This window comes from Pseudorhodoplanes sp. (assembly GCF_035565855.1).
In the GTDB taxonomy this organism is placed as follows: domain Bacteria; phylum Pseudomonadota; class Alphaproteobacteria; order Rhizobiales; family Xanthobacteraceae; genus Pseudorhodoplanes.
The window spans coordinates 1-13,209 of record NZ_DATMRX010000159.1 but is presented as its reverse complement, the minus strand read 5'-3'; the positions used below and the strand labels follow the sequence as shown (position 1 = coordinate 13,209).

Sequence of the window (13,209 nt, the reverse complement as noted above, 5' to 3'; positions counted from 1 at the left end):
GTGTCGTCGATCGGGTGGGCCGTACCGGCCGGCCGGTCAGCGTGATGCTGATCGACATCGACCACTTCAAGGACTTCAACGACCGCTTCGGCCACGCCGCCGGCGATGCCGTGCTGCGGCGCATCGCCCGCACCATCATGGTGACGGTGCGGGCGAACGATCTGGTGTTTCGTTTCGGCGGCGAGGAGTTCGTGGTGATCTGCGAGGGGCTCGATTGCGAGGCGGCGCTGACGCTTGGCGAGCGCATCCGCCGCGAGATCGCGACCAGCATCGAAGGGGGCGGCTCCGGCGTGACCGCGAGCATCGGCATCGCCTCGGCTTCAACCGATTGCGCCGACTATGACGCGCTGTTCCAGGCGGCGGATCGCCGCCTTTACCAGGCCAAGGCCGCCGGCCGAAATTGCGTGATCGGCGACGGCACGGCGCTTCCCGAAAACGTGCCCGGCAGCCCGGCGCGGGTCGCCCGTTCAGGTTAAGCCTCGAACGTCTGCCGTCCGCGCCGACGCCGGCCGCCACAATTCTCCATCACAATAATGTCAGCGCGGTCGGGCATGATTTCGAGACCGATGAATGTTTCGATTCTCACCGGCTTGGCCGTGTCCGGCAGCCGACCAAAGGGAGGATTGGGCGATGACGATGACGACGCGCGTTTCGATTGTGGTGTCGGTTGCGATGCTTGCATGGGCCTCCGGCGCGCCCGCGCAGGCTCAGCAAGCCAACGACATGACCTTCTTCGTGACCAGCAGCGGTCCCGGCAAAGGCGGCGACCTCGGCGGGCTGGCGGGAGCGGATGCCCAATGTGCCAGGCTGGCACAGGCGGCCGGCTCGACCGGCAAGACCTGGCACGCCTACCTCAGCACGCAGGGCGAGGGCGCCGTCAACGCCCGCGACCGTATCGGCAAAGGGCCCTGGCGGAATGCCAAGGGCGTCGTGGTCGCCAAGAGCGTGGACGACCTGCACAGCAGCGGCAACAACCTGACCAAGCAGACCGCGCTCAGCGAAAAGGGCGACGTGATCAACGGCCGCGGCGACAGCCCGAACCGTCATGACATCCTGACCGGCTCGACCGCCGAAGGCCGCGCGTTCCCGGCCGGGCAAGACCGCACCTGCGGCAACTGGACCAGCAGCACCACCGGAGCTGCGATGCTCGGCCACTCCGATCGGCAAGGGCTGACCGACGATCCGCCGGCGAAGTCCTGGAACTCGTCGCATCCTTCGCGAGGGCCGGGCGGCGGCTGTACGCAGGCCGATCTGCGCAGCACCGGGGGCGATGGCCTGCTGTATTGCTTCGCGGTGAATTGAAAATCCGTCCGATGGACGCGAGGCCGGGCCACACGCCCGGCCTCGTCGTTTTTGCATTCGCGATCTTGGAGCGTGATCCCGAAAAGCGGGAACCGGCTTTCGGATAAGATCATGCTCAATCAAAAGGATGAGCTTAGAGTCCGATTCAACGCGGTTGAATCGGACTCTAATGCGGATCGGACGCTAATGCGGATCGGCCTGCCGCTTCGCCTTGGGCGGTGCGTGCCGCGCCTCGTACCAAAGCAGGAAAATCCCGGAGCCGACGACGACGGCCGAACCGACGACGAGCCCGAGCGTCGGCATGTCCCCCCAGACCGCGTAGCCGAGAAGCATCGCCCAGATCAGCGACAGGTATTGGAACGGCACCACAGCCGATGTCGGCGCAAGATGAAGCGAGCGCGTCCACCAATATTGACCGATGAGATTCATGCCGCCGTTCGCGGCCATCAGCAAAAAGTCCATCCATGTCGGCACGGCGAAGGCGAACGGTAGCGTCACCGCGTAGAAGCACGACAGCAACAGCAACTGATAGATCGTCAGCGTTTCCGTTGACTCGGTCGAGGTCATGCCGCGCACGCCTGCCGTCACGGTTCCGAACAGGATTGCGTTGCCGAGCGCGTAGATCGCGCCAACTTGAAACGTCTCCGCGCCCGGGTTGGTGACGATCAAGACGCCGAGAAAGCCGAGCCCCAGGGCCGTCCAGCGCGCCGGGCCGACCGGCTCCTTGAGGAAGGCCAGCGAAGCCAACGTGGCAAACAGCGGCGATGAAAAATTGATGGCGGTGGCGCTGGCCAGCGGCATCATGCTGAAGGCGATGAGGAGCAGGCTCTGGGAGAAGAATTGCGACGTGCTTCGCATCACATGCGAGCCCAGCCGTCGTGTCCGCAGGACTGAGAGGCCGAGGGTCGGCAGGATGAAGGCGGAGAACAGGGACAGCGAGACGGCGTTGCGGGCAAACAGCACCTCGCCGACCGGATAGGTGGCGACCAGCCATTTCGAGATGGCGCTCGATATGGCGAAGGTGGCTCCGGCCCCAAGCATATAGAGGATCGCCTGGGGAATCCGCTCCTGCCGCATCGGCGGCTTGGGGTTGCGCCCTTCGATGCTGCGGGTGTCGTCGGCGGTCACGCTGGGCGTTTGATCTGGCTGGAGGCAGGAGAGGAGGGCGTAGCACGCCGGTGCGCCGGCTGGCAGCCCCAAATAAGAATAACTCCGAAGGGCGCGCGCATGGATGTTCGGCGGGCGCTTGGCTCCGTGGGTGCGGGTGCGCCGCGAGGCGCGCGCGTCCCATGATCGCAGCCGCGGGCATGGCCCTTCAATCGCGGGCGTCCTCCGCGATAGGGTTACGATTCCTCACCCGATTGGAGGCCGACCCGATGCAATACGAACTCTATTATTGGCCCGAAATCCAAGGCCGCGGCGAGTTTGTCCGCCTCGCGCTGGAGGAGGGCGGAGCCGACTATATCGACGTGGCGCGCCGCCGCGGTTACGGCACGGATGCGATGCTGCGCCTGATGAATGGGTCGCGATCCAAGCGGGCGCCGTTCGCGCCGCCCTTTCTCAAGGTGGGCAAGCTCGTCATCGCGCAGACGGCCATGATCCTGCATTACCTCGGCCCGCGTCTGCATCTGGTGCCGCGTCGCGAGGCCGACCGGCTTTGGGCCTTGCAGCTTCAACTCACCATCGCCGATCTGGTGAAGGAGATCCACGACACCCATCATCCGATTTCGAGTGCGCTCTACTACGAGGATCAGCGGGCGGCGGCGAAGCGTTACACGCGCGAGTTCTGGCGACAGCGCGCCCCGAAAATGCTCGGCTACTTCGAGCATGTGCTGGAGCAGAGTAGCGGTCCGTATGTGTTCGGCCGGCGGCCTTGCTACGTCGATCTCAGCCTGTTCCAGGTCATCGATGGGCTGCGCTATGCCTTTCCCAAGCGTATGGGCCGGTTCGAGAAGAAAGTGCCGCGCCTGGTGGCGCTGCACGATCGCGTGGCCGAGCGGCCGCGCATCGCGGCCTATCTGCAATCGGAGCGGCGCATCCCGTTCAACGAGTGGGGCATCTTCCGCGCTTACCGGGCGCTCGATGCCTGAGGGCCGCGAGCGGCGGTGTCGCGGTATGGTTTGTCGCATAGTCACCGAGTGTTGAACGCCGTCGGTTCGGCGGCGTGGGCATGAATTATGCTTGGTGCCAAATCGCCGCGAACGACGGCCCCAATCCATCCTTCGCCCGTTCGGCGTGGGCAGCACACGACTGAACGATCATGACTATTTCGAGTGAGAATGGGCCTTGCGCGAGGCGGCTCCCGCTTCTTTACGCCTGCCCGCCGTCCTATGTTGATCCCCACAGGGGGCAAACATGGAGATGGCACATGAGATTCAGTGTCGCACTCAATGCTCTGTTGATCGCAACGGTTGCGTCTCCCGCGCTGGCGGCCCCTCCGAAATACCGGGCCCCGGCAAGGCAGGTCGTGACAACTCCCATGGGGCCTGCCGCCAACGCCTACGCCGCTTACGGTTACGCCCGGCCGTCGGATATCGTGGTGTTCGGCAACCGCATCATCGGCGAAGACCCGGACGTGAACATCCGCACGCAGTTTCTCTACGATCCGGCGGTGGCGGATAACTGAGCGCAACGGCCCGTAATCCCCAACTCCCTTCATGGCGCAAAGCCCGGTTCGCCGGGCTTTGCTGTTTCGGCGCTGTCCCCGATGGCTGTGTCAGCGTGCCGAAGCCCTCCTGTCAGACGGACGCGCCTGACGCGGCCGGCTCGACCGTCAGCGTCGTTTCGACCGGGACCGGATTGCGCAGCGTCGCAATGCCCGGACAGCCGTGAAGCGCGAGCTGTTCGATCTCGCGCAGCTTTTCCGGGGTGGCATTGCTTTTCACGCTGATGGCGATGGTCACCTTCTGGAAGCCGGACGGCGGCGCATCCGGCATCATGTGGCCGCGCACGTCGAACGTCGTGCGGGCGACCGCCTCGAAGCTTTCGTAATCCACGCCCATCTTGGCCGCGTAGAACGCGAACACCGCCGCGTAGCAGCCGACCGCGCCCGACAGCAGATATTCGAGCGGCGTCGGCGCATCGGCGAGGCCGCCGACGTGCTTGGGTTCGCTGATGATGAACTGCTGGCCGCTGTTGCGCGTTGTCACGCGCTCGTTGAGGCGCCCGATGGAGGTCACCGTAACCTCGAGGCTCGATTGCGGGCCTTCGGGGGCGCGCTTCGTCGGGGCGGCGCGGTAGCGGGCCTCTCGCGCCTCGGTGACGGACTTCAACTCGGGAAAGCAGTCGCAGATGGCGGTCATGATGGAACTCCTGTGCGGAGCCATCTTATGCGGAGACGGCAATTATGCCACGGCGCTGCGTTTCAGCCGTCCGCGCGGTGGATCAGCCACAACGGGACGGGAAGGGGCTCGGCGACGATGGATCGGCCAGCCGGCCGTGGGGTTCGGCCGCTCGCGGGCCGGCGCTTCACCGCTTGCGCTTGGCGGGCGTTCGCTTGGCGGCTGTGCGTTTGGCGGGTGTTCGCTTGGCGGCTGTGCGTTTGGTGGGTGTGCGTTTGGCGGGCGTTCGTTTGGCAGACGTGGGCTTCTTCTTGACCGCCTGGCGCTTGCGCGTCGAAGCCTTGCGCTTTTCGGCGCGCCGCAGCTTGGCCCGGTATTCGGCCTGCCGCGCCGCCCGCCGCTCCCGGCATTTGTCGCACTGGCAGCGGGACTTGGTGATGAAGGCGTCGAAATAGTCCTTGCCGTAATCGACCGTGAGCTCTTCGCCCGGCTTGATTTTGCGCCGGGCAACATAAACGATGACACGACCCTTGCGTTCGACCGCTTCGGTGTTCGGTCGGCAGGAGTGGTTGACATAGCGTCCGAGATTCCAGCGCGGCGAGCCGTCGATGGTCCAGCGCGAATTGATCTCGAACATGTAACGGGAGCCGCGCGCCTCAAGCTTGTCCGCCTCCGCATTCGTAATGCGTCGGCCGCGGTACGTGACGATGTACTCGCGCTTCTTGATCGGTCGCGTTGCGAAAAGGCCGAGTCCGGTTCTGGACCGAGCCACACGGAAACAACGTTTTGGCACGGCGCTGCATTTAGGCGAGGATTCGCTTCAGCGCCAGCGTAAACTTCATAGCCCTAAACAATGCGGTGGATGAGTGGGACTATTCATCCGTTGGGGCGTGACGAATACAGGGTGCGATTTCGGGAGAAAAGCATGCCACCGGCCGCATCGTCAGCCGCTGCCAAGGCCGCTTCATGGCCTGAACTGCCTTATGGGGCCTGGCGGGACACCTGCGAGACGCTTCATCTGTGGACCCAGGTGGTGGGCAAGGTGCGCTTGGCGCTGACGCCTTGGCTCAACCATTCCTGGCATGTGACTCTGTATGTCACCGCGCGTGGCCTTGCCACGCCGCCGATGGCGGTCGGCGGGCGCGACCTCGCCATGGAATTCGACTTCATCGACCATGTGCTGTGGTTGCGGACCAACGATGGGCATTTCCGCCAGGTCATGCTGCAGCCGATGACGGTGGCGGCGTTCTACGCCGATGTCATGGCGGCGCTGTCCGAGCTTGGGATTGCCGTGCGCATCGACGAGATGCCGAACGAAATTCCGGGCGCCGTCCGCTTCAGCGAAGACCGTGTGCACGCATCCTACGACCGCGATTTCGCCAATCGCTTCTTCCGCATCCTTCTGCGCTCGCGCGATGGGTTCGCGCATTTCCGCACGGCGTTTCTCGGCAAGGCAAGCCCGGTGCACTTCTTCTGGGGCAGCTTCGATCTCGCGGTGACGCGCTTTTCCGGGCGGACGGCGCCGCCGCATCCCGGAGGCGTGCCGAACCTGTCGGACGACGTGGTGCGCGAAGCCTATTCCCACGAGGTGTCGAGCGCGGGCTTCTGGCCCGGCGGCGGGCCGATCGACTACCCGGCCTATTACTCTTACGCCTACCCGGCGCCGGAGGGCTTTGCGCAAGCGCGCGTGCGGCCCGATGCGGCGTTCTGGTCGAAGGAGCTTGGCGAGTTCATCCTGCCGTATGACGCGGTGCGCACCGCCACAGACCCCGGGGCGGTGCTGATATCGTTTCTGCAAAGCACTTATGATGCGGCTGCGGATCTCGCGAAATGGGATCGTGCCGCGCTTGAATGCACGCTCGGCGTGCCTGGCAAGGTGAGAGCGGTCTGATCCTCGCGCGATCGTGCGCCTCGCCTCGCTCGTTCACGCATCCGTTGCGTTGTATCGCGCGGCGCATTTCGCGTAGTGTCGCGCGCACGAATGACGCATATCGGGAGACTTTCATGGGAGACGCATATCCGAATGTCCGCTTGGCCGCCGTGCAGGCGGCGCCGGTCTGGCTCGACCGCGACGCCACGGCACAGAAGGCGGTGCGGCTGATCGAGGAGGCCGCCGATAACGGCGCCAAGGTCATCGGCTTTCCCGAAGGCTTCGTGCCCGGCTTCCCGGATTGGTATCATTGGTACATGCCGCGCAGCCCGCAGTCGCTCGGCTTCAACAAGGAGCTGTTCAAGAACGCGGTCGAGGTGCCTGGCCCCGTGGTCGATGCCATCGGCGCGGCGGCGCGGCGCACGCGAACCCATGTCGTCATCGGCGTCAACGAGCGCGATCCCGGCACGATGGGAACGCTCTACAACTCGCAGCTTTTCTTTGGGCCGGACGGCGCGCTGCAAGGCGTGCACCGCAAGCTGATGCCGACCTTCACCGAGCGGCTGGTGCACACCTCCGGCGACGGCTCCAGCGTGCGCACCTATGAAACGCCGTTCGGCGGCATCGGTGGGCTGATCTGCGGCGAGAACACCAACAGCCTGGCGCGCTTCGCGCTGCTGGCGCAGCAGGAGCGCATCCACGTCGCCTCCTGGCCCGCGTTCGTCTATCCGCGCCAGTACGACGGCATCGACATCCGCACGCGCTATCACGCCTTCGAGGGCCGTGTATTCGTCATCAGCGCCTGCGGCGTGCTCGACGACGCCTGCCTCGACGCGATGGGACTCAGCGAAGAACAGCGCAAGGCCATTCCCGGTCGCGGCGGCCATTCCGGCATTCTCGGTCCGGACGGCAACTACATCGCGGGGCCGGTCGACGACAAGCCGCAGATCGTCTACGGCGATGCCGACTTCGAGAAGGTGATCGAGGGCAAGCTGAGCCACGACCTCACCGGCCATTACAATCGCTTCGACGTGTTCACGCTGCAGATGCGCACGTCGCCGCGCACCGCGCTCGAGGCGCCGGCGTTGCCCGGCAACGGCTTGACGCTGATTGGCGCCGACGACGAGATCCGCACCTAGCGGCGCACCACGCGGCGAAGCGGCGCCGGGGCGATCGGCGTCGCTTCGCTTCTCTCCTCATCTGCGGCAATCAAGGCTTCACATCGGCGGCTTGGTGCTTCAAATTCGGCGCTTTCCGGATTGAGATCGCCCATGACGCAAAGGACTGACAACCACGATGAACAACGACCATAAGAAGATCGTTCTTCGCATGATCCCTTATGGGATTTACGTGCTGACCGCCGATGACGGCAAAGGCGGCGTTGCCGCCGCCACCGTGAACTGGGTGACGCAATCGGCATTTGCGCCGCCGCTGGTCGTGGTCGCCGTCAAGGCCGACTCCGCGGCCTGCAAGATCGTCAAGGCGGCGAAGACCTTCGCGCTCAACATGCTGGGCAAGGACCAGAAGGCGTTGGCCTTTACCTTCTTCCGGCCGGCCGACGTCAACGGCGGCACGATCAGCGGGCAGGCCTATCGCAAGGGTTCGACCGGCGCGCCGATCCTGAGCGAGGCGCCTGCGGCGGTGGAGTGTCGCGTGACATCGATCATCGAGCAGGGCGACCATCACGTCGTCGTCGGCGAGGTGATCGACGTTCATCTGCACAAGGCCCCGACGGGCCGCCCCGACGCCGCGATTCTGGAGATGAAGGACCTCGGCGACAACGTGTTTTACGGCGGCTGAAAAGGCCGCCCGGCAAGTCCGATTCCGTTCAAGACAGCAAATCCGGGCTGCGAGCCCTGAGGGCTTGATTGCCTTTTGCCGAAGCGATGGCGCTCCGGTTTTGTCTCCGGCAGCCGCCGTGCGATGCGTGGTGGAGCAAGCGGAAAGCGCGAAGGAGCCGTAGCCCGGATTGACAGAAGGTCATCCGGAGTGCGGCTTCATCCGGACTTCGCCCCGCTCAACCGGGCTACGGTTTCTCAGTTCGTCCCCAGGGTGTGAATTCGCCTTCTGGGAAAGAAGCAGCGTTTCCGCTGGACGCCGGGAGCCCAATTGATGATCCGGCAATGGGCCGCGATGAGGTGACATCCCGACTTGTTGCAGATGATATGGCCCGAGCCGTTCTCGTCTTTTGCGAGGGCGGCCGAAGAAATCGAAAGAAGAACAAAACCGGCCATATAAAATGACAGAACGATCCGCTGCATGAGTCCTCACCGCCGTCCGCGGCGTGTGTGTTTGCCCGATTGTCCTTTCGGACAGACCAAATGTGCACGCACCGCTCCATCGGCTTCGCGCGCGCTAACCGCCATGATCGAGCTTCAGCCTGCCCAACCGTGCCGGTTTGAAGGGCGGCCGTCTTGACCCATTTGGGTAAGAGTTGAATACTCGGAATGGTTGTGTTGCCGGGGGCGGTGGCGAACCAGGCGCTGGGGGATGCCGAAAAGCAGGATCGACCGTGCGCCCCTTAATGCGGTGTGCTCGCGGTTTGGGGACGTGGTGATCGATCCGGCCGTCTGGCCGGACCTCATGAGCGAGGTTTGTTTGGCGGTCGGAGCGAGGGGCGCGATTCTGCTCCAGGCCGACCAACGAACTGGCGATGTCCCTTGGACCGAGTCCGTCGCCGATGTGTTCCGCAATTACTTTGCCGACGGATGGCACACACGCGACATCCGGGCGCGCGGGGCCCCGCTGCTGCTGAAGGGCCAGCCCGTCATCACCGACGAGGATGTCGTCACCGTGGAGGAACGGCGGCGCTCGCCGTTCTACAACGAGGCGGTGTTTCCCTTCGGCCTCGAATGGTTTGCCGCGATCGGATTTAACGCCGGTCCGGCGCTGTGGGCGCTGTCGATCCAGCGCACGTCGTCGGAGGGGCCGTTCGAGCATGCGGACCGGCGTTTGCTGGCGACGTTGTCCCGCCCTCTCACCGAAGCGGCGACACTCTCCACCGCCCTCGGCCGGATGGCGCTGCAGAGCGTGACCGATGCCCTCGGCGCGGTGGATCATGCGGCGGCGGTGATCGACCGCGCCGGGAAGGTGATGGACTTCAACAGCCGCGCCGGTGCGCTTTTCGACGCGCATATCAATGTCAGGAACGGGCGCCTTTTCATCCACGATCAGCTTGCCCGGCAAAACTACGACCGATGGGTCGAGCAACTGGGCGCGCATGGGGATGCGCCGCTGACGCAGGATCCGATCGTCGTTCGTCGCGGCAGCCGGTCGCCGGTGGTGCTTCGCATCTTGAGTATTCCGCCCGCGGCGCGAAGCCCGTTCCTCGGTGCGCGTGCGCTGCTGACGCTGTCGGAGGTCCAAGCGCGCAAGGTCCTCAATGTCGATCTCCTGAAACGGGTTTTCGGCTTGACCGCTGCCGAGACGAGACTTGCCGCGATCGTGGGGCAGGGATTGAGCCTGGAGGTGGCGTCGGAAACGCTCGGCGTGAGCCGCGACACCGTTCGCAACCAGCTTAAATCCATCTTCGCCAAGACATCCACCCATCGCCAAAGCGAGCTGGTGGCGCTGATCGCCGGCCTATAGCGCGACGCGGGAATGCGGGCGGCATCTGGCTTTGAACTGGCAGTGGAAACCGGATTGTCTTCATCGGCATGGCCCATTCGGGTCATGTGCGGCATCGAGTCTCTCCCTAGAACATAAGCCATGTGCCGGACCGAGGCTGGGCCGGCCAAGGGGAGGGGCCTGTGAAGAGGCATTGGATTATGGGTGTTGCGGTCGTCCTTTCGACCGCTGGGACGGCATGGGCCGCCGACATGCCGGTGAAGGCGCATTCGGTGTCGGCCGTTCCGCCGGTTACGAACTGGACGGGACTCTATGTCGGCGGCCATATCGGCTATGGCTGGGGTGATGAGAAGAATGTCGCCACGACCGGCAGTGCCAATTTCGCGGCGGGTCATGTTTTCGATCCCACCGACGTGAACGGAATTATCGGCGGCGGCCAATTTGGCGCGAACTTCCAGGTCGGTTCTTGGGTTCTTGGCTTGGAAGGCGAGTATTCCGCGAGCGGTATCGATGGCCGTCGCTCGGAGCCTACCGAACTTAATCCGCAACCCAATCTCCCGCGGACTTCGACGTCGCATCCAGAGGTCGACTGGCTTGCGGATGTCACAGGTCGGGTTGGCTACAGTTGGGGTAATTGGCTTGTTTATGCAAAAGGTGGCGGCGTCTGGACACACACCAAAGGCAGTTCGGTTGTGAGCAATGCGGTCAACGCCGCTTTGGCAACGACTGTCGGCTCTGAGGACCGCTCTGGGTGGCTGGTCGGTGGTGGTGTCGAATGGGCCATCTCGCAGAACTGGTCCGCGAAGATCGAATACAATTACATGGACTTTGGGACGAAAGGGATTAGCCGCACCAACATTACACCTGGCCCCAACTTGGGTAACGTCAACTTGCGGGATTCCAGCCTGACGCTCAACACCATCAAATTCGGCGTGAACTATCGCTTCAACTGGGGCGCGATGTAATCCTCCGATCCGCCCGGCAGCGCGAAGCCCCGGAGCCATGCTCCGGGGTTTTCGCTTTCATCGGCATTGACCCATTCGGGTCATGCACAGCATCGAACCCTTCCGTAGAACATAGGCCGTATGCGGGACCGAGGCGGAGTTGTGGCCGTCGCTTTTCCGGCCGCTGCGTGCGCAAATTGGATTTGAGTTTCAGCACCATCAGATTTCGCTTGGATGACCATTTCAGCCAGGGCGCGACGGAATTCCCCCGGTGTGCCCAACCTGCGAAGCCCCGGAGCCATGCTCCGGGGCTTTTGTTTTTCGTCGGCGGATTGCCACGGCTCGATGCGAGCGCGTCGGCTGTCTGTCAAGGCAGTTCGGAAACCAGCTTGACGAATTCGTCCTCGGCCCAGGCGCGCGCGGTGCGGCTGCGGACGTTGCCCTGTGCGCCGAGCGCCATCGCGAACTTGGCGACGTCGTCGCCGTTCGCGGCGTCGATGAAGAGCAGAAGGTCGCTCGGGCCCGACGTCAGATAGAGGTGCTTGATGTCGACGCCGCACGACCTGGCAAGCTCGCGCGAGGCTTTTGCACGCTTGGGTGCATCCTTGACGTTGCGGATGCCCTGGTCGGTCCAGTTGAGTGTGAGGATGAACAACGGCATGGCTTCCTCCGTGAGGCTCAACCCTCCCGCGCGGACAGGATGGAACGGGGCGCAGGATGCGGCAAGCCGCGCGCGCCTCACCCATCGGCCGTAGCCCGGATGGGGCGACAAGGATGTCCCGCGCTTCACGGATGTGCGCGGCCGCGGATATTGTTTGCGGATATGGGCCGAGGATATGAGTGGCCTTCATCCGGATGGCGTTCGCTCTCCTTGGGAGAGCAACGCATCTCCGCCGTCATTGCCGGGCTTGACCCGGCAATCCATGAGGCGGGGTCCAGCGACCATTCGTAAGAATTTTTGTGTGACGCTCCATTATGGGTTCCTGGGTCGAACCCGGGCATGACGGAGCGCGCTATGGTGCTCGTGTTGAAGGAAGGCTGCTTACGTCTTTAGCATCAGATGCTTGCCACAAGCCGTAGAATTGCAATGTGAGCCAAACCGTCAACGGGGCCGTACGCCGCGCGGCGTTAGGATGTGCCGTCAATAAGGCCTTTATTTTGCAGGTCATTGAATATTGCAGAGATCGAGCTGCTCGCACTTGTACCATCACCGACGAACAACAACCCGCCCGCACGCACCTGCCCATTACCTACCCATAAATTTCGACCCGTGCCGGGTTCTATCAAACGGGCGACGAATGCTGTTTGGCGACTGTAACGATAGATCGGTGTAGCCGTGCCTGAGGTTCGGGTACTTGAAGTTCCCCCTAGAGACACGGTGGACATGTTTCCAAAGTTCGTCACTGTGCCCCTTGCTGAGAAATCACCAACTGTTTGTGCTTGAAAATATGTGCCAGCATATTGCTGCAAAATGCCGCTATCGCCGACGTTAATCGTGAGGACACCATCTACCCGGTTAGATGCAAGACTCTGCTTTATTTCTTCGTTCGTATAGGACCGCGTTGGTGGGAAGAGCGTAAGTGCATCTTCTGCGACGATGCCATGCTTCTTTGCTTCAGTAGCAATGGATACTTGAATGCTGGAGGATAATGAGCTTGGAGCGGCCACATAAGCCACGATATGTGAGATTGGTTTTGTGGGGAGTTGGCGATCCGCATAGCCTTGCATCGAAGTGGTCACGCATGCGGACAGAAAGATTGCAAAACACAATGGTAACAAGCGAATTAAGGACTCCATAGTGCCCCCGAAAAATTCTCAATTTTTAAATTTCTAATGTGAGATTACGCCCACGATACCTAGCGATGCCAGCCCAAGAAACAATAATTTGAGGAAGGCGACGATTGATGTAGCGATATCGTGTGGGCTGATCCATGATCCATTGAGCGCTTGTCCTCCGGATTTTGCTGCGCTTAATCCGGGCTGTGCAAGCCCGTCTCCGCTTGCTGTGGAAGACGGGAAGCGTTCGTGGGTTGTGTTGAGCGAGGCGAAACCCGGCAACATCGGGAGCGATGAGTTTCGTTGCCGGCAATCAAATCGACGATTGGGCTGATCCGCCAACGCCATAAAGGCATTTTGCCACGGCCGTGGCCCGGTCTATAACCCTTCCAAGTTATAGAAAGGCCAGCCATGAACGCCCCCACGCCCAACCCCATCCCCCCCTACAAGCACACGCCGCTTTTCCCCC

Annotated in this window: 15 protein-coding genes; 9 read left to right on the top strand and 6 right to left on the bottom strand. The window is 63.0% G+C overall.

What is annotated here, in order from left to right; genetic code table 11:
• Positions 1-14: 14 nt before the first annotated feature.
• Both VN004_RS08795 and VN004_RS08790 read left to right on the top strand, forming a co-directional pair.
• Positions 15-476, top strand: a complete 462-nt coding sequence (locus tag VN004_RS08795; protein WP_325609038.1) for a GGDEF domain-containing protein — start codon at positions 15-17, stop codon at positions 474-476.
• A gap of 196 nt (positions 477-672) precedes the next feature.
• Positions 673-1,302, top strand: a complete 630-nt coding sequence (locus VN004_RS08790; RefSeq protein ID WP_414710255.1) for a lectin — start codon at positions 673-675, stop codon at positions 1,300-1,302.
• Positions 1,303-1,485: 183 nt separating this feature from the next.
• Here the strand turns inward: VN004_RS08790 and VN004_RS08785 are convergent, their stop codons facing one another.
• The gene (locus tag VN004_RS08785; RefSeq protein ID WP_325609034.1) at positions 1,486-2,430 is read right to left on the bottom strand and encodes a DMT family transporter; all 945 of its coding nucleotides are present in this window, start codon (positions 2,428-2,430) and stop codon (positions 1,486-1,488) included.
• Positions 2,431-2,678: 248 nt separating this feature from the next.
• Here VN004_RS08785 and VN004_RS08780 point away from each other — a divergent pair, with 248 nt between their 5' ends.
• Both VN004_RS08780 and VN004_RS08775 read left to right on the top strand, forming a co-directional pair.
• Positions 2,679-3,392, top strand: a complete 714-nt coding sequence (locus tag VN004_RS08780) for a glutathione S-transferase (protein WP_325609032.1) — start codon at positions 2,679-2,681, stop codon at positions 3,390-3,392.
• 278 nt (positions 3,393-3,670) lie between these two features.
• Entirely contained in the window at positions 3,671-3,928 is a 258-nt protein-coding gene (locus VN004_RS08775) for a hypothetical protein (protein WP_325609030.1), read from the top strand.
• A 112-nt stretch (positions 3,929-4,040) separates the two neighbouring features.
• Here VN004_RS08775 and VN004_RS08770 read toward each other — a convergent pair whose 3' ends face one another.
• Positions 4,041-4,604: an OsmC family protein gene (locus tag VN004_RS08770; protein ID WP_325609028.1), complete on the bottom strand. Its 564-nt coding sequence runs from the start codon at positions 4,602-4,604 to the stop codon at positions 4,041-4,043.
• 166 nt (positions 4,605-4,770) lie between these two features.
• Entirely contained in the window at positions 4,771-5,355 is a 585-nt protein-coding gene (locus VN004_RS08765; protein WP_325609026.1) for an SET domain-containing protein, read from the bottom strand.
• A gap of 153 nt (positions 5,356-5,508) precedes the next feature.
• On the opposite strand from VN004_RS08765, the gene VN004_RS08760 reads away from it, so the two are divergent.
• Both VN004_RS08760 and VN004_RS08755 read left to right on the top strand, forming a co-directional pair.
• Positions 5,509-6,474, top strand: coding sequence for a DUF5996 family protein (locus VN004_RS08760; protein ID WP_325609024.1), 966 nt, complete (start codon positions 5,509-5,511; stop codon positions 6,472-6,474).
• Positions 6,475-6,587: 113 nt separating this feature from the next.
• On the top strand, positions 6,588-7,592 hold the full coding sequence (locus tag VN004_RS08755; protein WP_325609022.1) for a carbon-nitrogen hydrolase family protein: 1,005 nt from the start codon (positions 6,588-6,590) through the stop codon (positions 7,590-7,592).
• Here the strand turns inward: VN004_RS08755 and VN004_RS08750 are convergent.
• Complete coding sequence (locus VN004_RS08750; RefSeq protein WP_325609020.1) at positions 7,589-7,726, bottom strand: hypothetical protein; 138 nt, start codon at positions 7,724-7,726, stop codon at positions 7,589-7,591. The genes VN004_RS08755 and VN004_RS08750 overlap by 4 nt on opposite strands.
• A gap of 23 nt (positions 7,727-7,749) precedes the next feature.
• Between VN004_RS08750 and VN004_RS08745 the strand changes: the two genes are divergently transcribed.
• The 3 genes from VN004_RS08745 to VN004_RS08735 all read left to right on the top strand — a co-directional run bounded on the left by VN004_RS08745 (position 7,750) and on the right by VN004_RS08735 (position 10,985).
• On the top strand, positions 7,750-8,253 hold the full coding sequence (locus tag VN004_RS08745) for a flavin reductase family protein (RefSeq protein WP_325609018.1): 504 nt from the start codon (positions 7,750-7,752) through the stop codon (positions 8,251-8,253).
• Between the two features lie 750 nt (positions 8,254-9,003).
• Entirely contained in the window at positions 9,004-10,041 is a 1,038-nt protein-coding gene (locus tag VN004_RS08740; protein ID WP_325609016.1) for a helix-turn-helix transcriptional regulator, read from the top strand.
• A 161-nt stretch (positions 10,042-10,202) separates the two neighbouring features.
• Positions 10,203-10,985, top strand: coding sequence for an outer membrane protein (locus VN004_RS08735; protein ID WP_325609014.1), 783 nt, complete (start codon positions 10,203-10,205; stop codon positions 10,983-10,985).
• 346 nt (positions 10,986-11,331) lie between these two features.
• On the opposite strand, the gene VN004_RS08730 is transcribed toward VN004_RS08735, so the two are convergent.
• Both VN004_RS08730 and VN004_RS08725 read right to left on the bottom strand, forming a co-directional pair.
• The gene (locus tag VN004_RS08730; protein WP_325609012.1) at positions 11,332-11,625 is read right to left on the bottom strand and encodes a GYD domain-containing protein; all 294 of its coding nucleotides are present in this window, start codon (positions 11,623-11,625) and stop codon (positions 11,332-11,334) included.
• A gap of 467 nt (positions 11,626-12,092) precedes the next feature.
• Positions 12,093-12,704 carry a hypothetical protein gene (locus VN004_RS08725; RefSeq protein ID WP_325609010.1) on the bottom strand — a complete coding sequence of 204 codons (612 nt, stop codon included), beginning with the start codon at positions 12,702-12,704 and terminating at the stop codon, positions 12,093-12,095.
• Positions 12,705-13,209: the final 505 nt, after the last annotated feature.